This is a genomic window from Moraxella nonliquefaciens, from assembly GCF_001679005.1.
GTDB lineage: Bacteria > Pseudomonadota > Gammaproteobacteria > Pseudomonadales > Moraxellaceae > Moraxella > Moraxella nonliquefaciens.
In genome coordinates, this window is record NZ_LXTW01000032.1 from 87,865 (window position 1) to 113,188 (window position 25,324).

The window sequence follows — 25,324 nt, forward strand, 5'->3', positions numbered from 1 at the left end:
ACCATTATGGATGAACGCTGACCGATAAATTTGGTGCTTGTCATCACAGCCCATTTTGGCAAAGCACACTCTCACCTGCTCGTCTGATGTCATCCACACTAAGATGCCCTTTACCGCTTAGCTCTTGCCGCCATTTTCTTGCCCCCATCAAACCTTGAAACAATCCCAAATAATGCCGTGTCAAGGTTGCCAAATTCGCCCCTTGTCTTGCTCTTTTTTCAAGATAAAGGCAAAGATTTTGTAAAATTTCACGGTGTGTTGGAACGGGTTCACCCCATAACTCATGACATGCCCCCATGAGCATGGGATTGTGATAAAACGCCCTACCTATCATGACCCCATCAACATGATTTAGGTGTTTTTTGATGTCGGTCAAATCATCAATACCGCCATTGATTTCTATGAACAAGTGGGGAAGCTCTGCTTTTAGACGATAAATGTCATCGTAGCGTAGAGGAGGGATTTCTCGGTTTTCTTTGGGGGATAAGCCGTTTAGCCATGCAATACGAGCGTGGGCGATAAAATGAGTGCAGCCAGCATTTGCCACCACTTCTACAAAATCACGCATGAACTCATAACTGTCAAAAGTATCAATGCCAATGCGATGCTTGACAGTAATGGGTTTATCAGTCATCTCTTTCATCGCACGTACTATCTGTCCCACAAGAGTGGGTTCTGCCATCAGGCACGCTCCGATTTTGTTGTGTTGTACACGGTCGGAGGGGCAACCAACGTTAATGTTAAATTCATCATAACCCATCTTATCGCCAATTTTGACGCATTGTGCCATTTGAGCTGGATTTGACCCACCAAGTTGCAAGACCACAAGGTGTTCGCTGTTGTCATATCGTAAAATATAATCAGCATCGCCCTTTAAAATGGCATTTGTGCTTATCATTTCTGTATACAGATGTATGTGGCGGTTAAACAGACGAGCAAAGTAACGAAAATCGGCTGTCGTCCAATCAATCATAGGGGCAACAGATATTCTCTTAGCATTTGATTTTAAATGATTTTGCAGGGAAAGCATTGAATGGTAAGCCTTTGAGTAGGTTAAGATTATGAATTATTTTTGAGTATTTTAGCGTATTTTTGTAGTTTTTTGCGGAAAATTTGCGTAAAATATTGCGGAAAAAATCTTACCAAAGGTCATCAAAAATGGGCAGTATTCGCTCTAAAAATCAAATGTTATTGACAGACTTTTTTGGATCGGCTGATTGTGCCGTCATTGCACATAAATTTGCCGTCTGTGGTACACGATTTAACACCGCCCCTTTTACCGCTACACGGTTGATTGCCCCGCTTACCACCTGTACGAACGCCAGATGAGCTACCATCAGTGTTGTAGCTTGTGGTGGATTTTGTGGCTTTACCACCGCCCCTACCACCCTTTGCCAGTGCAGGCGTGGCACTCATAAGAGACAGGCTTATCAAAATTGCAATAAATGCTTTGGTTGTTTTCATGGGACTGCTCCACATTCTGTTGTACTGTTGTATTTTACAATTAGGTTGTTTGCAAAAAAATTTTACCCAAAACCTGTCTGTATTGGTATTTGGCAGATTTTTGGTAAATATTTTGGGCGGTGTTGGTATTATAAAATATTTACCGATTATTGCAATATAAATCATTAGAACGGCTTTTGTGATATAAATCATTAGAACGGCTTTTGTGATGGCTTTTGTTGGCAAGAATTTTTTGGTCAATCTGACATAAAAGCGATTGTGGTAAGGTGATGGTTAATTTTTCAGCCCTACCCAAATGGGGGTCAAATCCATGCCTTGTTTGTGCTACAAAAGTGGACGAGCCAAATTTCGTATTGATACAAGAAAATGGATGCCATCACGCATGAACCAAAAAAATACGGCGATAAAATCCAAGATGACAACACAGACAACGCTGTTTCACTCATGGCAAAATTCATGAAAGAATTAATTGAGCGGTTTTTTTGGATTAAAAATGAATAACCCAGAAATTAAACAAATACTTTTTAACCACATCAAATCATGGGGGCATCTTTTCCATGTTACCAAGATGGCTTAGTAGGATATCGCCGAGTTTCTCCGATAGCTCAGAGCGGACGGCTTTTTTGTCATCATAACGCCCATCTAGACTGCTATAATGTGGATAGGCACGAGCTTTTTTAAGTGGTGTTGGCAGTTTGTTTGCTTGCCATATCAGCGTGTCATGATGGGAGGTTCTGACGATATCCAAACTGGCGTGCCCTAGATGGCGTAGAGTGTGGTGCAGGTTTTGGCTTTGCATGGCAAGCAGGGCAAGCGTCTCATCATTGATGGTTAGGGTCTTCACACCCATGACTTTGTCTTTGATGCTACCACTGTTGGGCAATAATCCACCAAGCACGCTACCAATGGCAGTACCCAGCCCCAAACTTGCCCCAAGAGTTGCCACATCAATGCCTGCCCCAACTATCATGCCTGCCATACTACCACTGGCGGTGCGAATGCCATAGCGGGTAAGTAGTTCACTGTCAAAAATATCCTGCTTAGCGCCTTTGATGGTAAGTTCGCCATGTTCGGTCTGCACATGATAAAATTTATACAATGCCAAAAGCTTTTGTTGCATGATATCAAAGGCTTGACGAGTGGCGTGTTGCATGGTGGTAAATGTGGGCGTAGGGTCATCATCTTCATTAATTTTTTTGTGAAAACTTGCCACATTAATGAGAAAATCAGCGATAATCAAACTGCCCATCTCTGCCATGTCTTGCCACAGTTTAGTGCGTTCGTGCTTTAAAATGGCAAAGGCAGGGTGGTGAGTGAGCGTGCCCAGATTATCCCATAATGCCATCTCGCTGCTAAAATCAAAAGCGATGGTATCAAAAGGCTGATAAGCATGCAACGCTCGTCTTGATAAGGTTTCACGCCAGTCATCAAAGTTTGCTCGTTCATCTTTGATGAAGTTAAAGACAGGCAACACAGGCACACCCGAACTTGCCAAAATCGCCAACTCATCTTTATATTTGGAGAGCACAGGTTCACGCACGTCCACGACATAAATGGCGACATCGGCACGAAGTAGGGCATTGATGACTTTGGCTTCTTGACCATAATCATCGCCCAATCTGAAATCACGGTTTGCTACCGCCTTTAAAAAAGACTCTAAACGCTCCACACCATCGTCTCGCCCATCGGTATGTTCGTGCAAAAAATCCATCACGCCCGAGCCATCTTCTAAGCCTGGGGTGTCATGTAGGATAATCAAAGGCTTGCTGTCGTTGGCGTAGAGTGTAACAGCTTCAACATGGCGAGTTGTGGCGGACGCATTTTTGACCTCACCAAATTCACCATCTCGGAGCAGGGTTCGCATGAGTGATGTTTTACCAACATTGGTGTGTCCGATGACGATGAGTTTGATGGGTATGGCAGATGGGTGTGGCATGATGAATCATTGTGATAAATTGGCTTTATTATAAAATAAATGACAAAAGAATGATAGAGATGATGAGTTTTTGATAAAAATTAGTTGTCAGCGTGTGGTAAATCATCAAAAACGTGAGAATGGCTTTTTAAATGATGAAAAGCTGATTTAAGGTAGGTTTAGGCATTAACACAAACCCCACGCCACTTATAAATAATATTAACAGGTAAATAATACAACAGGTAAATAATACAACAAGACCGATAAGCAACAATGGCAAATAGCTTACAAATGTATGCTATTTTTTTAGATAAAAGTGTGCTAAAATGTAACCAAATTTTTCAAAAATGGAGCGTCTATGACCATCTGTATTACCGCCACAGGGCTACACATTCCCAAAGATAGGATTAGCAATGAAGAGCTAGTAACGGCATTTAATGCTTATGTGGATAATTATAACAAAGTCAATGCCCAGGCCATTGAATCTGGCGAAAAAGTTGCTTTGCAACATTCTACCGTGGAATTTATTGAAAAAGCATCAGGCATTAAGTCTCGCTATGTCATTGACAAAAAAGGCATTTTAGACCCTGATGTCATGGCACCGATTTTCCCCACTCGCAAATTGGGCGAAGAGCTGTCTATCATGGCACAGATGGGGGTAGACGCACTTAATCAAGCCTTAGCCAGTGCAGGACTGACGGGGGCGGATTTGGATGGGGTCATCTGTGCTTGTTCTAATTTTCAACGCGTCTATCCTGCCATTGCCATTGAGATTCAAAGTGCGGTAGGTATGATGGGGGGATTTGCCTTTGATACCAATGTGGCGTGTAGTGCGGCAACTTTTGGTATCGCCCAAGCGGTAGGCTTGATTAAGGCAGGGTTGGGCAAACGTATTGCTGTGGTTAATGTGGAGATTACCTCCGCTCATCTTAACTGGCGTAATCGTGATAGCCACTTTATTTTTGGTGATGTGGCAGCAGCGACCATCATCGAAGAAACTGACACGCCAACAGGCTATGAGATACTAGATAGCAAGCTGTGGACAGAGTTTTCAACCAACATCAAAAACGAATTTGGTTTTATGGACAGAAGTGAGTTTTTGCACGCCAAAACGTCCATGTACCCTGACCTAAATGAGCCTGTTACCGACAAACTTTTCTTACAAGAGGGGCGTAAGGTTTTTCGTGAGGTCTGCCCAAAAGTGTCTGAAATCATCAGCACGCATTTGGCAGAAAATAACATCAGTACCGACAAAGTCAAAAAACTGTGGCTACACCAAGCCAACATTAACATGATTGACCTTATTTTACGCACCGTGATGGGTAAGGATGCGGATAAATCCATCGCCCCGATTGTCATTGATGAGTTTGGTAACACCAGTTCGGCAAGTCCGATGATTGCCTTTCATCGCTGTCAAGATGGTATCGCCAGTGGTGATTTGGCGGTGATTTGTTCATTTGGGGCAGGGTATTCTATCGGTTCGGTGATTGTCAAAAAAGTTTGATGATTCATCAGCACGATATGATAACACAAGATGGTTAAAAGGGCGGATGATTGTCGCTCTTTTTTATTTGTATTATCGCTCAGTTAAAGTGTTTTTAACAATTCTCCAACCTGTTTTATTCTATCATCCAAATTCCCTGAAATGGCGTGATAATTTAATTGGCGGTTTTCTAATTCTTTAATGATTATTTGTCGCATTTGTTTGCGTCCATTGGGTAAATCTCTCATGCCATCATCTATCCATCTGATACCAATGTCATCGGTTACTAAAATCAGATCATATCGCCCATTTAAATTATCCAAAATAATATCAGGTGTTTTATTAAAATAATGCTGACTATAAATGTGTAATAACAATAACGATGTGTCTATAAAACAATAATGATTGGCAGTAGCGATGGCGTGCTTTTCGCTGTCCATTTGTCCCTGTGCGATGGGGGTTAAATCATCAAAAGTACAGATGTGCTTTTTTGGTTTTTGTTCTAGGTAGGTACGCAGATATTCAGATGTATAAGTGGTGTTATATTTATCCGCTAGGGCGTGGACAAGCGTGGATTTGCCAGTGCATTCAGCACCGATGAGTAGAATTTTTTTGATGGGCATTTTGATTATTTTATCTTGTGTGCATGTATAAAAACACCATTATAACTTGCCATTTGCTTTTTGGCGAATATTTTTATAAAATGGTGGTTTTATTGCCATCATACCATCATGAAACACACTGCCTTTACACACGATAATTATCACGCTCAATTATCCGCCAAAATTGACCGCATAACCGCCCAATTTGCTCCCTTCAATCCACCTGCCTTAGAAGTTTACGAATCACCCATCAGTCATTTTCGCCAGCGTGCCGAATTTAGGATTTGGCATACCGATAAAGATGGGGCGGATGATATGTTTTATGCAATGTTTGAGCGAGACGGTAAATCAAAAAAAGTGATTAAAATTACCGATTTTGCGATTGCCAGTCGTGCTATCAACGAGCTGATGCCTGTTTTATTAAATGAATTAAAACAAAACAGCTTATTAAAAGATAAACTATTTCAAATTGATTTTTTGCATACTTTACACGGACAAATGCTTGTGACACTCATTTATCACAAAAAGCTGGATGATGATTGGCAAATACTGGCAAAGGCATTGGCGGACAAATTAAATATCAAACTCATTGGGCGAAGCCGTGGACAAAAATTGGTACTTACCGATGATTTTGTCATTGAAAAAATGAATGTTGATGTCAGAGGGCAAAAGCAAGCATTTTATTACCAGCAAATAGAGGGAGGATTTAGTCAGCCCAATGCTCATGTATGCCGTCATATGCTAAACTTCGCCTGTGATGTAGCGGATAAGATTAGCCAACATGATAAAAAAGATTTGTTAGAATTATATTGTGGTAATGCTAATTTTACTTTGCCATTATCTGGATATTTTAATCAAGTTCTGGCAACTGAAATGGCAAAATCATCGGTTAATGCCGCCAAATGGGCGATTGATTATAATAATATTAACAATATCGCCATCGCTCGTTTATCTGCCCAAGAATTTAGTCAGGCTTATCATGGTGAGCGTGAATTTAGACGATTAGCCAAGAGTGATATTGATATTAAATCCTATGATTTTAATACCGTCTTTGTAGACCCACCACGAGCAGGGATTGATGATGAAACCTTAAAAATTTTGGCAGATTTTGATAATATCATCTATATATCGTGCAATCCAGATACTTTATTTGAAAACCTACAATCACTAAATCACACCCACAAAATAAAACGCTTTGCCTTATTTGACCAATTTGCCTATACACACCATATAGAAAGTGGGGTATGGCTAGCAAGACGTTAAAAACATTGGCAAAATTTACCAATTTATGGCAAAATATCACATTTAATCATCAGATAATCACCATGAAAGAATCCCTACGCCACCGCCTAGACCAAATGACGGACAGATTTGAAGAGGTTACCGCCTTATTGTCCGACCCAGAGACCCTATCTGACAGTAAAAAATTCCGTGAACTGTCGGTTGAGCATAGTGATTTGTCCGAACTTGTGGAGGTTTGGGGTAGGTTTTGCCAAGCCGAAAAGGACTTAGAGGTCGCAAGTGAAATGCTTGGCGACCCTGATATGAAAGAGCTGGCACAAGATGAGATTGAAATTGCAAAATCAAATATCAATGAATTGACCGAAATGCTCAATGTCATGATGTTACCCAAAGACCCAAGCGACAAAGCGACTGCCTTTTTGGAAATCCGAGCAGGGACAGGCGGTGATGAGGCGGCGATATTTAGTGGCGATTTATTTCGTATGTACCAAAAATACGCCCAAAGCCAAGGTTGGCAAGTGGAAGTGCTCTCTGCAAGCGATGGCGAGCATGGGGGTTATAAAGAAATCATTAGCCGAGTGTCGGGCGTTGGGGTGTATGGACGACTCAAATTTGAAAGCGGCGCTCATCGGGTTCAGCGTGTACCAGCCACAGAGTCGCAGGGGCGTGTGCATACCTCCGCTTGTACGGTTGCGATTATGCCCGAAGTTGAACTTGATGATGCTGTTGATATCAACCCCGCCGATTTACGCATTGACACTTATCGGTCAAGTGGGGCGGGCGGTCAGCACGTCAATACCACCGATTCTGCCGTACGAATCACGCACATTCCCACAGGCGTGGTTGCCGAGTGCCAACAAGAACGCTCACAGCATGCTAACAAAGACAAAGCGATGAAAATGCTTGTTGCCAAAATCCAACAAGCCAAAGTCCAAGCCCAACTTGATGCCACAAGCGACATGAGACGAAATTTAGTGGGTTCAGGAGACCGCTCCGAACGCATCCGTACGTATAACTTTCCGCAAGGGCGAATGACTGATCACCGCATCAATCTGACCTTGTATAAATTAGATGCCATCATGGAGGGGGATTTGGATGAGTTGTTAGAGGCACTGTTGCGTGAACATCAAGCTGATTTGATGGCAAGTGTGAGTGGCGAGAATTGAGTGGCGAATAATTTGTAAATTAACTTTTTTGGAGAATTGTTATGGGTATGTATTGTGATTTGATTGCTTTACCAAGTGATAAAATTGATGATTATCTTAATGATGAAGAATTTGAAAGTGATGATTATCCGACTTGCAGTTTGGATAAAATGTGGTACGGTTTAAATTTTATTTTAAATTCCATTAAAAATAATGAAATAAACCATAAAGTGCTAGAATATGTGATTTTTGGTGAAGATTGTTTGAACCCAGAAGTTGCCGAAGATGGCGATTTTCCAACCAATTATAATAAGGTGGAAACCGTTAATCAATTAGCGGTTGAATTACAAAAAATTAATTTTTTAGAATTGATTAAACAAGTAGATTTTAAAGAATTATCAAAAGCCGAAATTTATCCAAATGTTTGGGACGATGACAATGAAATTGATGATATTAAAGAAGGTTTGCAAGATTATTTTGCCAATCTTGTTAAATTTTATCAAATAGCATCAGATAAAAGCTATGTGGTTTTATCATATATTGGATAATCAAAATGCTTAAAAAAATCTTTTACTTTTCGTTGATTGGTTTGCTATCGGCTTGTACCCAAAATCACTTGAAAATGGATAATAAAACAAATAACGAGACGCCAAAACCAATAAACCAAACCCTATTGGCTAATAAACCTTTAACTGCCAAAGACATCAAACACCCACAAGGCAAAACCGCAACCCCTAGCGAGATTGCCAAATGCCAAAGACAAGGTGAAAAAATTAGCCCACGAGGATTAGGATAATTTGATTTTTGTGTGGTGGAATTTACCGACAAAGAAAAAGTGTGTACGGACGGTAGTCAATGCCAAGCAGGGCGGTGTGTTACTGATGGACGGCACACTTGTCAAAGGCGTATGCCCAAGCAATAATGTGCCATTTGGTTGTTATGGCACGGTCAATAAAGGTCAATTTGGTGGGTTTTTGTGTGTGGACTGATGATGAAATCAATACAAAACGCCAATTAAATTTTGGGTTTATGCTTAAAGAAAATCCAAATGTAAATATTGATATTGATGCTATGTTTGACTCAAAACTTGATGAAGAAATTGCCAGTTGGTTTTATGGCAATAAAACCGATATTGTCAATCAAATTTTTACAGAATGGCAGAACAACAAGCCAAAAACAAACAGGAATAATTTATGGCAAAATTTTTAAATACCAGTGGTACAACTTACCATTTGGAAGAATTGATTAAAAAGGCAACCGACAGACTTGTTTTAATCAGTCCTTATTTGCAATTTAATGAACGCATTAAGGAATTGTTGAAAGACAAAAACCGCCTAAAAATTGACATTCGCATCGTTTATGGCAAAAGTGAATTATCGCCACAAGAAATTAATTGGTTAAAAGATTTAACCTTTGTGCGTACCAGCTTTTGTAAAAATTTACACGCCAAATGCTACTTAAATGAACACGAGTGTATTATTACTAGTCTAAATTTGTATGAATTTAGCCAAGTGAATAATAATGAAATGGGCGTGCTTATCAATAAAAATGATGACGGTCATTTATATGCCGATACTTATGATGAAGTGCAACGCATTATTAGAATTAGTGAAGAAGTGAGATTGTCAGCAGATACTGAAAAATCTACCACTTATCAAGAAAAACCAAAAACCGAAAGTCATTCCAAATCAAGAGATTACGATAAAATCACAACCGCCAAACTTGCTGAGAAATTTGGTATTGATAGCAATGAATTTACCAAACTACTTTCTGAAAATGGCTATATTGAATTAAAGGGCAAAAATACCTTTTTAACCGATAAAGGTCGTGAAGTTGGCGGTGAAGTCAAAAAAGGTCAATATGGCTATTTTATTGTTTGGTCAGTAGATTTGGATATTTCTTTTGAAGATGAAAAACAAAGTTTTGCTGATAAGTTAAAAAACTTATTTAAACGCTAATTTTTATTTTATTTAATTCAATTGATATTAAGGCTTTTATTATGTCAAACCAACCCCAAACTCCCGATACTCAAATCAGCGAAAATGATTTAATTGCTCAACGACTTGCCAAATTGCAAGAATTGCAAACAAAAGCCCAAGCCAATGGCAAAACTGCTTATCCAAATACTTTTAAGCGTGAAGATTACGCCCAAGATTTGCAAGACCAATTTGCCAATGTGGATAAGGCAACTTTGGAGACCAAGGCACAGGCGGGCGACAAAACTTATGCCAAAGTGGCGGGGCGTGTCATGCTTAATCGTGGCTCGTTTATCGTGATTAGCGACATGACAGGGCGGATTCAGTTGTATGTGGATAGAAAAGGCTTGCCTGGTCAGACCTTAGAGTTAATTAAATCTTTGGATTTGGGCGATATTGTGGGAGCAAGTGGTTATATTGGGCGTTCAGGCAAGGGTGATTTGTATGTGCATCTAGAAGAATTTGAACTTCTGACCAAATCTTTACGCCCCTTGCCTGATAAGTTTCATGGTCTGACCGATACCGAGGTCAAATACCGTCAGCGTTATCTTGACTTGATGGTAAACGAAGAGACCCGCAAAACCTTTGAGATTCGTGCCAAAGTCGTCTCAGGCATTCGTGCGTTTTTGGTGGATGAGCGTTTTATGGAGGTAGAAACGCCGATGATGCATGTGATTCCAGGGGGGGCATCTGCCCGTCCATTTATTACGCACCATAACGCCCTTGATATGGATTTGTTTTTGCGTATCGCCCCAGAGCTATACTTAAAGCGTCTCGTTGTGGGTGGGTTTGACCGTGTGTTTGAGATTAACCGTAATTTTCGTAATGAGGGCATATCCACACGTCACAATCCTGAGTTTACGATGATTGAGTTTTATCAGGCCTATGCTGATTATAAGGATTTGATGAGTCTGACTGAGCGTATGCTTGAAAAATTGGCGACCGATATTTTAGGCTCAACCGATGTGCCTTATGGCGATGAAGTATTTAGCTTTAAAGGTCCTTTCAAAAAAATCACGATGTTTGATGCCATTTTAGAGCATAACCCAACCTTTGCCACAGATGATGTTAATGACCGTGAATTTTTGGCAAATTTTATTAAAAATGAATTAAAACAAGAGATACAGCCATCTTTTGGTTTGGGTAAATTGCAAACAATCGTCTTTGAAGAGACGGTTGAGACCAAACTTCGCCAACCGACGTTTGTTACCGAATACCCTGCCGAAACATCGCCATTGGCACGCCGTAATGATGACAATCAGCACGTTACAGACCGTTTTGAGATGTTTATTGGGGGGCGTGAGCTTGCCAATGGGTTTAGCGAACTCAATGACCCCATTGACCAAGCTGAGCGTTTTCATGAGCAGGTTGCCCAAAAAGATGCAGGCGATGATGAAGCGATGCATTATGATGCTGATTTTATTGAAGCCTTAGAATATGGTTTGCCACCTACCGCAGGAGAGGGTATTGGTATTGACCGCCTTGTCATGCTTTTTGCCAATGCTCCAAGCATTCGTGATGTGATTTTATTTCCACACATGAGACATAAGGGTTAAGACCCAAAAGAGCTTTTGTGAGATATTGGGTGGTTTTGGGATGAATGTTATCGTCATTGTCCCAAAACCATTTTTTATCACAAAAGATTTTCATCATAAGAGCAAAATTCTATTAACATGGCTTAAATTTATGTTAAAATTGTGTGTCATTGACAAAACAATCAAGGAGATTTTATGTTTCGTTTTACACACACACAGACCCCATTAAAAGATGCCATTACCGCTGCTTATCGTTTGGATGAAGCGGTGGCGGTACAAAATCTGGCAGGTACGCTTGATTTTAGCCAAGCCCAAAAAGACAGCATTCATGCACTCGCTCGCTCGCTTATCACTCAGGTGCGTGCCGACCGCTCCAAATCATCAGGTGTGGATGCACTCATGCATGAGTTTTCGTTATCTAGCGAAGAGGGTGTTGCCCTGATGTGCCTTGCTGAGGCCTTACTGCGTGTTCCTGATAATGTTACCAGAGACAAACTCATTCGTGATAAACTTGCCGATGGCGATTGGAAACGTCATGTTGGTCATAGCCCATCCATGTTTGTCAATGCCGCCGCTTGGGGGCTGGTTTTGACAGGTAAGCTTACCACGGATGTCTCAGATGATTCAATGGCTTCAGCTTTGACCCGTGTTCTACAAAAAGGTGGTGAACCTTTTATTCGTGGCGGTGTCAATTATGCCATGAAACTTTTGGGTAAGCAATTTGTAACAGGGCAGACGATAGATGAAGCCCTTAGTAATGGCAAAGAACGTGAACGCTTAGGTTATCGTTTTAGCTTTGACATGTTAGGCGAGGCTGCCATGACACAGGCGGATGCTGACCGTTATTTTAATGATTACGTCAATGCCATTCACGCCATTGGTAAAGATGCCAAAGGTGCAGGTGTTTATGATGGTAATGGCATCTCGGTCAAACTCTCTGCCATTCATCCCAGATATTTTCGTTCACAGCACAAGCGTGTAATGAGTGAGCTGTTGCCTAAGTTAAAGGCGTTATTTTTGCTTGCCAAAGAGTATGATATTGGGCTAAATATTGATGCCGAAGAAGCACATCGCTTGGAGTTGTCGCTTGAACTGATGGAAGCGTTGGTGTCTGATCCTGATTTAGCGGGCTTTGCTGGCATTGGCTTTGTGGTGCAAGCCTATCAAAAACGCTGTCCTTTTGTTATTGATTATCTCATTGATTTGGCTCGTCGCCACAACCAAAAACTCATGATTCGTCTTGTCAAAGGTGCGTATTGGGACAGCGAGATTAAATGGGCTCAGGTAGATGGTATGGACGGTTATCCTGTTTTTACCCGTAAAGTCCATACAGATGTATCCTATCTGGCATGTGCCAAAAAACTGTTTTTAGCCCAAGATGTCATTTTCCCACAATTTGCCACACACAACGCCCAAACACTGGCAACCATCTATGAGATGGGCAAAGAGCTTGATTTTGAATTTCAGTGCTTGCATGGTATGGGTGAAACCTTATATGATCAGGTAGTCGGAGACAAACTCGGTCGCCGTGTACGCATCTATGCCCCTGTGGGTACGCATAAGACTTTGCTTGCTTATTTGGTGCGTCGCTTGCTAGAAAATGGAGCAAATTCATCCTTTGTCAATCGTATCGTAGATGAGAAGGTCAGCATTGATGAACTGGTTGTCTCACCCTTAGATGAGATTAATCTCAACCAAATCACGCCAAACCCATTGACACCAAATCCACGTCATATCTATGGCGAACGCAAAAATTCATGGGGCGTGGATTTATCCAATGAACATGTTTTAGCACAATTACAAGAGAACATGACGATGGCAAGTGGCATTGACTTTAATGTCAGCTCTTTGACGCATCACCGTGTTGCTCATGCCCCTGCCTTTGCCGTGTTAAACCCTGCCAATCATGAAGATGTGGTTGGGCAAGTTGCTTTTATGAAGCCAGATGGTGCTTTGGAGGTGATCGGTGCTGCCACCGCTGCCCAAAAAAAATGGCAGAAAGTCTCACCAAAAGAGCGTGCCGATATGATACGAGCCTTTGCTGATTTGATGGAAGAGCCCAAACGCATGGCACTACTTATGATGATGGCGGTGCGTGAAGCAGGCAAAACCTTACCAAACGCCATTGCTGAGGTGCGTGAAGCGGTAGATTTTTGTCGTTATTATGCCGATGAGTGTGAACGCCTAAACTTAAACACACCACTGGGTACGGTAGTGGCAATCAGTCCATGGAACTTTCCTTTGGCAATTTTTGTAGGTGAGGTGGTGTCTGCTTTGTGTGCAGGCAATACGGTTGTTGCCAAACCTGCCGAGCAAACATCAATCATCGCTCATTTGGCGGTGTCGTGGTTGCATGAGGTGGGCATTGATACCGATGTCTTGCAACTGGTGCTGGGTGCAGGGGATGTGGGGGGCGCTTTGACGGCAGATGAGCGTATTGATGGCGTGATTTTTACAGGTTCAACAGACGTTGCTAAGCGTATTAATACCCTGCTTGCTAAACGCTCTGACAATCCTGTACTCATTGCTGAGACGGGGGGTATGAATGCCATGATTGTAGACTCTACTGCCTTACCAGAGCAGGTGTGTGCCGATGTGCTGGCATCTGCCTTTGACTCAGCAGGTCAACGCTGTTCTGCCTTGCGTATCTTATGTATCCAAGAGGACATTGCTACACATATGATTGAGATGATAAAAGGGGCGATGGATGAGCTTATCGTATCTGACCCGGGTCTATTAAGTACAGACGTTGGGCCTGTGATTGATGGTGATGCTCAAACAAATCTGCTAGAACACATCAACGCCCTAAAACAAACCAGTGATTATCATGAGGTGCGTGTTGTGGGTGGTGAGCATGGCACTTTTGTTGCGCCGATTTTATTTGAACTAAAAGATCTATCACAGCTTAAAAAAGAGGTCTTTGGGCCTGTACTGCATGTTGTTCGCTATCGCACCCATGAGCTTGATGATATCATAGACAGCATTAACAATAAGGGTTATGCTTTAACACATGGCGTTCACAGTCGCATTGATGGCACGATAGAGCATGTCGCCAGTCGCATACAGGCAGGTAATGTTTATATCAATCGCAACATTGTGGGGGCGGTCGTGGGTGTGCAACCCTTTGGTGGTCATGGTCTGTCAGGTACAGGGCCAAAAGCTGGTGGATGCTTTTATTTACAACGTCTAAGCCGTCTGGACAGTTGGAATGTACCAACTCTTGATAAGCCTGCCACAACTTATGATGATACTGTGACCTCTGTTATGAATGTCGCCCAGTTGGTTGGTGTTAATTTGGATGACACCATCAAGACAGCCCGCCAAAGAGCATTAAACCACGCCCAAACCACCTTAAAAGGCCCAACAGGTGAGGTTAATACCTTATCATGGCATGCCCCGCACTCGGTTGCTTTGACAAATGGTGCATTGGATAAGGCGTTGGCATCTCTTGTTGTGCTTGCCCTAAATGGTACTAAGGCACACATCACACCAGAGCATGAGCTTGCCTCTTATGCTAATGAGCTGTCAGGGGTGTTAGAGGTGATGGAGCAAGAAAATGTGGATAAAAACACCATCATCGTGGCGTTGTCCGAGTTAGCTGTTCATGAAAAAGTGCGATTGTCAGAGCTTGATGGGGCGATTCGCCGTGTGATTGATGCCACAGATAGCTTTGATATGGCACGCCTTTATCATGAGATCAGCCAAAGCTACAACACCACAGCAGCAGGAGGTAATGCCAGTCTGATGGCAAGTGCTTGATGGGCATTCAAATGGCTTTTGAATAAAATCAACTTTTGAAAAATCAACCGTGGTTAAAACGTGTGGTCAGCCACAAGTAAAGCCAAAATCGGTATTCTAAATAGACAAAATGCGGTATAATGGCATAAATTTATACCGCTTTGCCCATCTGTCATGTCCGAATACCAAGTTTTAGCACGCAAATACCGCCCCAAAAATTTTAGCGAATTATTGGGACAAACTCATGTCTCCCAAGCCTTATCACATGCCATTGATGCAGGGCGATTGCACCATGCTTATCTGTTTACAGGTACTCGGGGTGTGGGTAAGACGACCATTGCACGGATTTTGGCAAAATGCCTAAATTGCCAAACAGGCATTACCAGCACTCCTTGTGGTGTGTGTGATACTTGTGTCAGTGTTGATCATGGGCGGTTTATTGACCTAATTGAGATTGATGCTGCCTCTCGCACAAAGGTGGAAGACACACGTGATTTGTTAGAAAATGTCCCTTACGCCCCAACTCAGGGGCGTTACAAGGTATATTTGATTGACGAGGTGCATATGCTCTCCACGCATTCGTTTAATGCCCTACTAAAAACGCTAGAAGAACCACCTGAACATGTCAAGTTTATTCTGGCAACAACTGACCCCCAAAAACTTCCCATCACCATCGTCTCTCGCTGTTTACAATTTGTGCTGCGTCCGATGTCGCAAGCGTTACTCCACGCCCATTTATCCAAAATTTTGCACGCTGAAAACATTGCCTACGATGATACCGCCCTATGGCAGCTTGCCCAGTCTGCCAAAGGCTCGGTAAGAGATGCTCTGTCTTTGACTGACCAAGCCATCGCCTTTGGTGGGGGTCAGGTTGGGGAGGATACCGTCATGGACATGCTCGGGCTTGTTGACAGTCTTGATGTGTTGGATTTGGTGCGTGATATTTATCATGATGACAGATTGGGTGTTGCTCGCCATATTACCCGCATGCGTGAGCAGATGGTGGATGCGACCGCCTTACTTGACCGTCTTGTGGACAGCTTTCATGCGATGGCACTTGTGCAGATTTTGCCTGACATGCCCCTTGATATGAACGATGAGCAAAAACAGGCGTTTTATCATCTTGCAAATCTCTTGCCTGCCGATGTCATACAGCTTTATTATGAAATCAGTGTCAAGGCACGAAGCAGTGTTCGCCTTGCCAGTACACCCATGCAGGCGTTAGAGATGGGCATTTTGCGACTTCTTGCCTTTCGTCCGTTGGCAGATGATGAAGTGATTGACAAAAATCATGCCAAACCAACACCAAACGAGCAATCTCAACAAATAGACAATGAATTAAATGAAAGTTTAAATGAAAGTTTAAATGAAAGTTTTCCGATTTTACAAAATACACAAGTTGTAGAATATCAAGAAAGTCAAGAAAGTCAAGAAAGTCAAGAAAGTCAAGAAAGTCAAGAAAGTCAAGAAAGTCAAGAAAGTCAAGAAAGTCAAGAAAGTCAAGAAAGTCAAGAAATTGGTCAAGAAATTGGTAATCAAGAAATTGGTAATCAAGAAATTGGTAATCAAGAAATTGGTCAAGCGGTAAACAATTCTCAATCAACAAACGACATCAAGCCGTCAGGGCAGATAACCAAAGAGCAGTTAAAAAATGAACTCATGCCACAGCAGGTAGCGTTGGCAGGCGAGTGGACACCAGAGAAATGGGATTATTGGGTGGCGGTGGCACGCCGTGAACATAAACTCGATGCCGATGAATTGGCGATGGCAAGTCATGCGATGATGGTGGGGCAGATAGATGGCGACTGTCAGCTGTATGTGCCTGAGCATAACAAGCAGATTTTTTCAAGTTTTAAGGGCTTTGCCAAAAAATTTAGTCAAGATTTTAGCAGTGCCCACTTACACGATGAGACACCACTTCTTGACCAAAGTGAATTTGCCCATCTTGCCACACCTGCACAAAAGCAAAAGCAACGAGATGAGCAGGTATTAATCACCGCCAGCAATCAGCTGTTAAATAGCCCTGTTTTGCAAAGTCTATATCAGGATAAGTTTATCAATGATGACAACGCCATCACGTCGGTGCAACTTAGGCTAAATGAATAAAGCACCAAAGCATGCCCATATAAATACCAAAGGCAGATACATATTATACTTCATACACAAAAGCCTCTTTTAGCTGACTAAAATCATGAACGCTGACCTCCAAATCATGAATCAAGCCATCTTTTAATCCATAAATCCAGCCATGCACAGACAGTTTTTGTCCTCTGTGCCATGCGTTTTGGACGATGGTGGTGTGGCAAACATTGGTTACCTGACGCTTGACGTTAAGCTGACATAAAAGGTCAATTTGCTCATCAATGTCTAAATTGTTAAATTTATCCAAATGCTGATAATAAATGCCTTTTAATGAGCGTAACCAGTTATCAATCAGCCCAAATTCTTGGTGTGATAGGGCAGCACGCACCCCACCACAGCCATAATGACCACAAACAATGATGTGTTCAACCTTTAACATGTCCACAGCGTATTGTAAAGCAGACAATAAATTCATATCAGTAGCGACGACCATGTTCGCCACATTGCGATGCACGAACAATTCTCCGGGCATGAGTCCAACCACTTCATTGGCAGGAACACGACTGTCAGAGCAACCAATCCAAAAATAGTTAGGGGACTGCTGGCGGGCAAGGCTTGGAAAATAGTCAGGATTGCGAGCGGATAAACTTTGAGCCCAAAAACGGTTGGATGTCAATAAGTCGGACAACATGTCATGCTCCAAAGGTGTGAATAAGTTTGATGTGCCATAAAATAGCACATTCATCAAGCATTGCCATACCAATAACCGCCAAAAGTCAGTAACCAAATACTAGCCAAAAGGGGTAGGTGATGGGTTTTATCTGTGCTTTTGGGGAATATGGATGGCACATACAGCACAGTATTATGGCATCATTTATTTTGTATGGCTAAGAAGATGATAAAATCTGCTGAACACACCAAAAAAGCCTACCTTGATACCTTACGGACTCATCCTTTATTTGCTCTTTTGCCCCAATCTGTTGCAGGAGAGACAGTCAAAGATGAGTTACTTGATCAGGTTGTCATTCATGAATACGCCAAGAGTGAGCTGATTTTTATTCAGCACAGCGTGGTAAAAAATCTGTATTTTTTGTTAGATGGGCAGGTGATGTGTCATCGTGAACTGCCAAGTGGGCAGGCGTGCTTGATTGCCAATTATCATGAAATGGGGCTTATCAATGAAAGCGTACTGTGGGGGTTGGAGACAGACAATGGTGCTGATTTTGGTATGGGCATCCATCAAGTAGGGCAGATGAATGATGTGGCAGAGCAAATCTCTAAAACTAACATTGCCACACGCCATTCTAAACTGCTCATCAAAGAGCGTGGCATTCATCAGCTGACCGCCACTGCCAAATGCCCCACCGTTGTGGCAACTTTGCCTGTGCAGGCTTATTTTGAGAGTATTGCTGATTTTGATTTGGGTAATCTTATCATGTGGTTTTGCAACACCATAAGTAAGCGTATGTACTATCATCTCATCAGTAGCGACCTGCTTGCTTTTGTCCAAGCCAAATCCAAACTCAGCTATTACTTTTTGACACATTATCCTGTGGGTGTGCCGTTTGAGTTGCCATTTAGCCAAAAACAGTTGGCAGGGCAAATTGGACTGCGTCCTGAGACACTCTCTCGCACGCTAAAAGAGCTGATTGATGCAGGGCTTATCAGTAAACGCAAATCACAATACTGTCTGATGGATGCTGAGAGATTGCTTGCGTTGGTTAGTGACTAGGATTATTTGTCCAAATTTTCTACCGCCCACACAGCAGCTTCCACACGAGTGCGTAAGCTGATTTTCGCCAAAATGTGCTTGACATGCACTTTAACAGTAGATTCAGCAATGCCCAATTTGTTACCTATCATTTTGTTACTCATGCCATCTCGTATCATATAGAGCACCTGTAATTCACGCTCGGTCAAATCAGGGTTGCTTTCAGGTTGGACAGGCTTTCGTATGGCGGCTGCCAAAATGGGTGCAAGAGCAGGGCTAATAACAAGCTCCCCACGCAGGATGCGACGAATATTACCAACAATCTCATCGGGTTCCATGTCCTTTAACAGATAACCGTCCACACCCAAAGCTAGGGCATCTTGAACGTCTTTGATGTTGTCAGAGACAGTAAACAACAGTACCTTGCCTTCAATCTGACGTTCTCGGATGGCTTTTAGGGTTTCAATTCCGTTCATCACTGGCATGTTATAGTCAAGGACAATCAAATCCACACTCGTCTCTTGTAAAAAGTTGAGTGCTTCAATACCATGGTTGGCCTCGCCTGCTACGTGAATGTCCATTTCTAAGGATAACAAGTCCGCCATGCCACGCCGTAACATGGGATGGTCATCAACAAGTAATAGGCGGGCGGGGCTTGTGGCAGTATAGATTTTTTGGTTCATGATGATGTCTTTGGTTGGGTGAGGGTTAAAATTGTTAAATTTAAAAAGTTAAATCAGTTAATTTAAAAATTTGCCAAATAAATTTGGCAAATTGTTCTATTATACTTCATCTGCCATCAAGATGTCTGACCAAATTCATCATTGAGTTCACAGGTGAGTTCATAAGTGGCGGTGCTGATTTGTTCGGCTGTCCATTCTTTGAGTTTGGGTTTGGGACGTGGGCTTTTGAGTTTTTTTAAGAAAAATTGGGGCAAAAAGCGAACAAATACCTCGGTACCTGTGGGGCGAATTGGTTCGGTGCTTATCGTGCCACCTAAATTCAATGCCCTCTCACTCATGGTGCTAAGTCCATAATGTTCAGGCTTTTGTTTGTCGCTTTGACAAATGCCAATGCCATCATCACTGATACGCAAGATGGCCTCATAACTGATGCTGTCTTGGTAGAGTGTGATATTGACATTTTTGGCATGGGCATGCTTATGAATGTTTGAGAGTGCCTCTCGGGTGATTTGTAATAAATCTACCTGTTCAGATGCTGATAGGTTTAAGGTTAATATTTGATTGTCAAAGTTGATATTAAAACCCCCTTTGCTCTCAAATTCCTTAACCGTTATCTTTAAGGCATCATTAAAATCTCCCCCATCCACTTTTAAGCGAAAGGTATTTAATAAGTCTCGAAGCTGTGCGTAGGCGTGGTTTGTGGCATCATTTAGGTCGGTGCGAACCTTGTCTTGTTTTTGATGAATTTTTAATAGTGTTTCTTTGTTTTGCAGGTTTGGCTCATCGGTAAGGAGTTTTTTCTCTTGTTCACCCAGAGTTTTTAACATGGCAGACTGTATTTTTAGGTGTGATAATGTCTGGGCGATGGAATCATGCAGTTCACGAGCAAAGGTGTTGCGTTCTTCGGACAACAGCAATTCTTCGGCTTGTTTTTGGCGTTGGTTTGACATAAAAGTTAGGGCGATAAGTTGTGCCAAAACCCCCGGCAGGTCTTGTTCGGACAGATTATTGTCTTCGTTGATATTAAGTAGGGTGATGCGGTTTTTTGTCATAGAGTTTATGGGTTCACGCACCAGTAACTCGCCCCAGTGAGTATCAGTGCTTTTGATGGGGATGATGCGGGTGTGCATGTCAATTTTTAGCTCGCAATGCTCACAATCATCTGGGGTGCAAAAGTCATGGTGTTTACGCTCTGATAGGTTCATGATGACATCATTTTCAAAATTCTCCCCATGAATGCACAAAGACAGCTCCGTGTTGGGCAGTAGGCGAGCAAAATCTTGGATAAGTTTATGAAGCTCTTCGCTGTTTAGATGGTGTGTGGTGGCGATTTTCTCGGCAAAATGGTAAAGACTGTATAGGGCTTTGTTGCTTTGGGTAAGATGATGGGTTTGGTGTTCAACCTGTTTTTTAAGTTCGTTTTGATGGTTATCAATGAGTGTAAGCATGACAAAAAAAGCATCTGATAACTCGTTGAATTCTTGATAGCCCTTAATATCCATCTTGCTTGCCTGCATGTTAAGCGATTTGCCTTGCCTAAAATGACGCGCGGTATTGGTAAGATTTTTCAAAGGAATTAAGGCATTACGGTGTAATTCGTACATGCCAACTAGCATCACAAACATGATGAACAGCAGCAAGATGATTTGGATGTGCTGCTGACGTGCTTGACGGTACTCGTTACGTTTGCCAATGGCATCAACCAAATCATTGACATCGTCTAAAAATGCCAAAGAGTGTTCATAAAAATTTACACCATCGTTGTGCATCAAAATTGGCAGTAGCGTGTGCTCCCAATCATGACGAATTTTGATGAGTGCCTTGTCAATATCGTCATTTTTGTTGCTGTTTTTGGCTTGATATAGGCTTAATTTATCAAGGCGGGCGGTCATGTCATCTGCTAAGATGGGGCTTGGTGTGTGAGCTAATTTCGGATTTGTGAGCAGTGCCAATTCATGGTTGATGCGATAGGTCGCCATACGAATAGAGTCTGCATCATTGATGGCTTGTGCGTCTTTTTCGGCGGTACTGACAAGATAAAAACTGTATGTAGAAACACTTAGAATTGTCAAAAAAATAAACGCCACTGCCACACTTGCACGCCTTGTCATGGAATGCCCTACCGTGGTTGGACTGATTTGGTGTGTGAATTTTTTTAACAAGGCAAACAGCACAAACCATACTCCCAAAAATTTTGTCAATAAAAAATAAGTGCATCATGTCAGCAAAGCGGTGGTGTATTTCATTTGTAAGTCATTGAAAAATAGGTATTTTATCAGTGTCAATACCAAATTTTATCATACTACCAAAGAAGTATTGGACTATTATATAGAAAACTTATTGATAAAAACTTGATTGTAATCAATTATTTTTTGAGAAAGTTTGATTATCATGACAGTAACAAATTTTAACACACTGGCTGTGTGGCGTGTTATTTTACCACGACTGCCATGCCAAAGAAAACCCTAAAACATGGGGGGAGATTATGGCAACTCAAAAATCTAAACAACTGCTTGTACTAACTTCATCAACCATCGCATTTACCGTCTGCTTTATGATTTGGATGATGTTTGCGGTGCTTGGCATCCCAATCCAAAAAGCACTAGACTTATCTGAGACCCAATTTGGGCTACTTGCTGCCACACCTGTGCTGACAGGTTCTCTTGTTCGTCTGCCACTTGGCATGATGACGGATAAATATGGCGGAAAGGTTGTGCTTTTCGCTTTGATGATGGCATGTGTTGTACCAATATTTTTGATGAGTTATGCCAATGCCTATTGGCAGTTTTTGGTGCTGGGTCTGTTTGCAGGGCTGGCAGGTGGCTCATTTTCGGTTGGGATTGCTTATGTCGCTAAGTGGTTTGAAGCAGACCGTCAAGGGTTTGCCATGGGTGTGTTTGGGGCAGGTAATGCAGGTTCGGCACTCACCAAAATGGTAGGCCCTGCCATCATCGCTTATGGCGGTTGGCAGTTTTTGCCAAAGGTATATGCAGGGATAATGCTTGTTACTGCCATTGGCTTTTGGTTCATGTCTTTTGATAATAAGGCTCACCGTTCGGCAAGTAATGTAAGTTTTGCCAGTCAATTGGCGGTGTTAAAAGACCCCAATGTGTGGCGTTATAGTCAGTATTATTCCATTGTCTTTGGTGGCTATGTTGCCCTTGCTTTGTGGATGACCAAATATTATGTTAATGAGTATGAATTTAGCCTACAAACAGCAGCATTTTTGGCGGCATGTTTTAGCTTGCCAGGGGGCGTACTGCGTGCACTTGGTGGTTGGCTGTCGGACAAATACTCAGCCCATACCGTAACATGGTGGGTACTGTGGGCATCTTTTTTGTTTTTGTTCATCTTATCATACCCCCAAACAGATCTTGTGGTCAAAACGGTACACGGTGAGCGAGCGTTTCACATTGGTCTAAATGCCACCATTTTTACCATCTTGATTTTCTTTTTGGGTATTGCCTTTGCCATCGGTAAGGCCTCTGTATTTAAATATTTATCGGATGAATACAAAGAAAACATGGGGGCGGTCTCTGGTGTGGTTGGTCTGGCAGGGGGGTTGGGTGGATTTATCCTACCCATCATGTTCGGGGTAGCGGTGGACATCACAGGCGTGCGTTCATCAGCGTTTATGATTATGTTTGGCGTGGTATGGGTCAGCCTTGTGTGGATTTATGTCTCGGAGGTCAAACCTAAAATGGAAGAAAATCATCAAGCCATGTTAAAGATGAAAAAATAACACGTGATGATTTAAAAACAGGAAAAACAGGCGATCTATGGCAGTTCGCTTGTTTTTGTATTTTAGTTTTGTGTTTTAGATGGGGATTTGCTATGATGGCAGTATTTGACAGATAAGAATGATGATTGCATAACATGCACCGATTAGCTAATACCAGCAAATCCAATCTGGTCATCTTTTAACAGGAACATTCATGCTCACCCTACACCACTTAAATGATTCTCGCTCTTTTCGTATCTTATGGCTGTTGTGCGAATTAAATGCCTTGTATGGCACGTCTTTTCGTGTCATCAAACACGAACGCACCAAAAGCCACCTTGCCCCAAAAGAGCTAACAGACATTCACCCAATGGGTAAAGCACCGATTTTAATAGATGAGTCTTGTGACAAAACACTTGCTGAATCGGGTTTTATCATTGAATATCTGTTGCGTCATTATGACACACAAGCAAAACTCTCTCCAAGCGATGAAGCGTGGGAAGATTATGCTTTTTGGTTGCATTTTACTGAAAGTTCACTCATGCCAAATCTGGTCATGCGATTGGTGTTTGCTAAAATCGTACAAAAGTCGCCATTTTTTATCCGCCCCATTGTCAAAAACATACAAAAAGGCGTTGAGAAATCATTCATCTCCCCCAACGTGGATAAGGCATTGGCTCTACTCAACGAACATTTGGCAAATCGGCGTTATTTATCGGGGGCAGGGCAGGGCGTATTTGGTGCTGTGGACATTCATTTGCATTTTGGCATTGCCCAAATGAAAAAATCAGGTGTTCTCTTTGATGAGTGGGTTCATATTCATAACTGGCTGGCGTATTGCCAATCTCGGCCTGGCTTTGAGATGGCACAAAATTATGAGTAAATTTATGAGTTGAGTAAATTTATGAGTGATGAGCGACCGCTTTTTCCTTTCATCCTTTTGCTACTCATCCTTTAACGAAAACTCTTCGGTATATAAGCTCCAATTTAGCTTAGTGCGACAGGCTTGATAAAAATCCACATCCAAGGGGTGTAGCAGAATGAGAGATTTATTGTGCTTGGTGATGAGTAGGGTTTGATTATTATCCAAAGGGACACTTGCCTCACCATCAGAACTGACCATGGGCTGAGTACGGTTATCTTTATGAATGTTAATGGTGATTTTACTGGTTCCTGCAACCACGATGGGGCGACTAGACAGCGTATGTGGATGCATGGGCGCTAAACAAATGGCATCCAAATTGGGATGAATGATGGGCCCTCCTGCTGATAATGAATAGGCGGTAGAGCCTGTTGGGGTCGCCACAATAAGCCCATCAGCGTGCTGACGATAGACATCAATGTCATCAATTTGTAGTTTAAAATCAATGGTATGCACCGATTTGCCTGCATGTAATACCACATCATTTAGGGCGTAGCTTTCATGAAAAACTTGCATATGACCGTTATCATCTGATCCCAATATCTGCATTTTTAACAAAAACCGCTCATCAATGTGATATTCACCAGCAAAAATCTCTGATAACTCCACCGCCAAGCGTTCAGGATTGATGTCCGCCAAGAATCCCAGTCGCCCACGATTAACCCCCAGCACAGGCACGCCCGTCCCCGCCAGTACAGTACTTGCCTGTAAAATAGAACCATCACCACCGACAACCATTACCAAATCACAATACTCACCCATGCGTCCACGTGGTACGATTTTTATGTGGTCATCACGCCCACCAATGTGTATTCCATCAATGCTTGCGGTATTGGTATCAATGGCAATATCCAACCCCCACCGGGTCAACAGATGAATGAGTTCATTTAATGTTGTGATAATGCTTTTTTTGCCAGCACGCCCCATAAGCCCAATGCGTTTAAAATGGCTTTTTTTGACAGATGTCAGTGAAATGGCGGTATCGGTCATGATGGCAACAGTCCTGATGTATTTTAATGTAGCACCCAAAAGCACATATAATAACCAAACTTTAAGCAGACTACAAGTAAAAATCCATCAAACATACCACAAAACATGACCATTC

Annotated in this window: 23 protein-coding genes; 15 read left to right on the forward strand and 8 right to left on the reverse strand. The window is 42.2% G+C overall.

All coding sequences use genetic code 11. The features are described from left to right. Positions 1–43: 43 nt before the first annotated feature. Positions 44–1,030 (reverse strand): tRNA dihydrouridine(20/20a) synthase DusA, encoded by a 987-nt coding sequence (gene dusA, locus A7456_RS07490; protein ID WP_067009202.1) that lies wholly within the window; start codon positions 1,028–1,030, stop codon positions 44–46. A 158-nt stretch (positions 1,031–1,188) separates the two neighbouring features. Next, positions 1,189–1,464 (reverse strand): hypothetical protein, encoded by a 276-nt coding sequence (locus A7456_RS07495; RefSeq protein ID WP_067009205.1) that lies wholly within the window; start codon positions 1,462–1,464, stop codon positions 1,189–1,191. Positions 1,465–1,830: 366 nt separating this feature from the next. Here A7456_RS07495 and A7456_RS11940 point away from each other — a divergent pair, with 366 nt between their 5' ends. Then, positions 1,831–1,965, forward strand: coding sequence for a hypothetical protein (locus A7456_RS11940; RefSeq protein WP_265091061.1), 135 nt, complete (start codon positions 1,831–1,833; stop codon positions 1,963–1,965). A 37-nt stretch (positions 1,966–2,002) separates the two neighbouring features. On the opposite strand, the gene A7456_RS07500 is transcribed toward A7456_RS11940, so the two are convergent. After that, positions 2,003–3,400 carry a DUF3482 domain-containing protein gene (locus A7456_RS07500; RefSeq protein ID WP_067009208.1) on the reverse strand — a complete coding sequence of 466 codons (1,398 nt, stop codon included), beginning with the start codon at positions 3,398–3,400 and terminating at the stop codon, positions 2,003–2,005. 337 nt (positions 3,401–3,737) lie between these two features. Here A7456_RS07500 and A7456_RS07505 point away from each other — a divergent pair, with 337 nt between their 5' ends. After that, entirely contained in the window at positions 3,738–4,883 is a 1,146-nt protein-coding gene (locus A7456_RS07505) for a beta-ketoacyl-ACP synthase III (RefSeq protein ID WP_067009211.1), read from the forward strand. An 83-nt stretch (positions 4,884–4,966) separates the two neighbouring features. On the opposite strand, the gene A7456_RS07510 is transcribed toward A7456_RS07505, so the two are convergent. Further along, on the reverse strand, positions 4,967–5,485 hold the full coding sequence (locus tag A7456_RS07510) for an AAA family ATPase (protein ID WP_067009214.1): 519 nt from the start codon (positions 5,483–5,485) through the stop codon (positions 4,967–4,969). Positions 5,486–5,593: 108 nt separating this feature from the next. Between A7456_RS07510 and trmA the strand changes: the two genes are divergently transcribed. The 10 genes from trmA to dnaX all read left to right on the forward strand — a co-directional run bounded on the left by trmA (position 5,594) and on the right by dnaX (position 17,206). After that, on the forward strand, positions 5,594–6,727 hold the full coding sequence (gene trmA / locus A7456_RS07515; protein ID WP_067009216.1) for a tRNA (uridine(54)-C5)-methyltransferase TrmA: 1,134 nt from the start codon (positions 5,594–5,596) through the stop codon (positions 6,725–6,727). A 62-nt stretch (positions 6,728–6,789) separates the two neighbouring features. Next, positions 6,790–7,872 carry a peptide chain release factor 1 gene (gene prfA, locus A7456_RS07520; RefSeq protein ID WP_067009926.1) on the forward strand — a complete coding sequence of 361 codons (1,083 nt, stop codon included), beginning with the start codon at positions 6,790–6,792 and terminating at the stop codon, positions 7,870–7,872. A 41-nt stretch (positions 7,873–7,913) separates the two neighbouring features. Next, positions 7,914–8,399: a DUF1877 family protein gene (locus A7456_RS07525; protein ID WP_067009219.1), complete on the forward strand. Its 486-nt coding sequence runs from the start codon at positions 7,914–7,916 to the stop codon at positions 8,397–8,399. Between the two features lie 74 nt (positions 8,400–8,473). Beyond that, positions 8,474–8,647 carry a hypothetical protein gene (locus A7456_RS11460; RefSeq protein ID WP_158512509.1) on the forward strand — a complete coding sequence of 58 codons (174 nt, stop codon included), beginning with the start codon at positions 8,474–8,476 and terminating at the stop codon, positions 8,645–8,647. Between the two features lie 10 nt (positions 8,648–8,657). After that, positions 8,658–8,840, forward strand: a complete 183-nt coding sequence (locus tag A7456_RS11205) for a hypothetical protein (protein WP_145916101.1) — start codon at positions 8,658–8,660, stop codon at positions 8,838–8,840. Next, positions 8,830–9,060 carry a hypothetical protein gene (locus A7456_RS07535; RefSeq protein ID WP_145916102.1) on the forward strand — a complete coding sequence of 77 codons (231 nt, stop codon included), beginning with the start codon at positions 8,830–8,832 and terminating at the stop codon, positions 9,058–9,060. The genes A7456_RS11205 and A7456_RS07535 overlap by 11 nt, the downstream gene beginning before the upstream one ends. Then, entirely contained in the window at positions 9,045–9,809 is a 765-nt protein-coding gene (locus A7456_RS07540; RefSeq protein WP_067009228.1) for a phospholipase D family protein, read from the forward strand. Before A7456_RS07535 ends, A7456_RS07540 begins: the two co-directional genes overlap by 16 nt. Before the next feature lie 41 nt (positions 9,810–9,850). Further along, on the forward strand, positions 9,851–11,383 hold the full coding sequence (gene lysS, locus A7456_RS07545) for a lysine--tRNA ligase (RefSeq protein WP_067009231.1): 1,533 nt from the start codon (positions 9,851–9,853) through the stop codon (positions 11,381–11,383). 174 nt (positions 11,384–11,557) lie between these two features. Further along, positions 11,558–15,121, forward strand: coding sequence for a bifunctional proline dehydrogenase/L-glutamate gamma-semialdehyde dehydrogenase PutA (gene putA, locus A7456_RS07550; protein ID WP_067009234.1), 3,564 nt, complete (start codon positions 11,558–11,560; stop codon positions 15,119–15,121). Positions 15,122–15,274: 153 nt separating this feature from the next. Then, complete coding sequence (gene dnaX / locus A7456_RS07555) at positions 15,275–17,206, forward strand: DNA polymerase III subunit gamma/tau (RefSeq protein WP_067009236.1); 1,932 nt, start codon at positions 15,275–15,277, stop codon at positions 17,204–17,206. 43 nt (positions 17,207–17,249) lie between these two features. Here dnaX and can read toward each other — a convergent pair whose 3' ends face one another. Further along, entirely contained in the window at positions 17,250–17,927 is a 678-nt protein-coding gene (gene can / locus A7456_RS07560; RefSeq protein ID WP_228141034.1) for a carbonate dehydratase, read from the reverse strand. 150 nt (positions 17,928–18,077) lie between these two features. On the opposite strand from can, the gene A7456_RS07565 reads away from it, so the two are divergent. Beyond that, positions 18,078–18,914, forward strand: a complete 837-nt coding sequence (locus A7456_RS07565; protein ID WP_067009239.1) for a Crp/Fnr family transcriptional regulator — start codon at positions 18,078–18,080, stop codon at positions 18,912–18,914. A 2-nt stretch (positions 18,915–18,916) separates the two neighbouring features. On the opposite strand, the gene narL is transcribed toward A7456_RS07565, so the two are convergent. Both narL and A7456_RS07575 read right to left on the reverse strand, forming a co-directional pair. Then, complete coding sequence (narL, locus tag A7456_RS07570) at positions 18,917–19,576, reverse strand: two-component system response regulator NarL (protein ID WP_067009242.1); 660 nt, start codon at positions 19,574–19,576, stop codon at positions 18,917–18,919. 116 nt (positions 19,577–19,692) lie between these two features. Next, on the reverse strand, positions 19,693–21,765 hold the full coding sequence (locus tag A7456_RS07575; protein WP_145916103.1) for a histidine kinase: 2,073 nt from the start codon (positions 21,763–21,765) through the stop codon (positions 19,693–19,695). Positions 21,766–22,061: 296 nt separating this feature from the next. Here A7456_RS07575 and A7456_RS07580 point away from each other — a divergent pair, with 296 nt between their 5' ends. Continuing rightward, a complete protein-coding gene (locus tag A7456_RS07580; protein ID WP_062500183.1) occupies positions 22,062–23,318 on the forward strand; it encodes an MFS transporter in 1,257 nt (418 codons plus the stop codon). Positions 23,319–23,511: 193 nt separating this feature from the next. Further along, positions 23,512–24,180 carry a glutathione S-transferase gene (locus A7456_RS07585; RefSeq protein WP_067009248.1) on the forward strand — a complete coding sequence of 223 codons (669 nt, stop codon included), beginning with the start codon at positions 23,512–23,514 and terminating at the stop codon, positions 24,178–24,180. Positions 24,181–24,240: 60 nt separating this feature from the next. Here A7456_RS07585 and A7456_RS07590 read toward each other — a convergent pair whose 3' ends face one another. After that, positions 24,241–25,209 (reverse strand): NAD(+) kinase, encoded by a 969-nt coding sequence (locus A7456_RS07590; protein ID WP_082995544.1) that lies wholly within the window; start codon positions 25,207–25,209, stop codon positions 24,241–24,243. Positions 25,210–25,324: the final 115 nt, after the last annotated feature.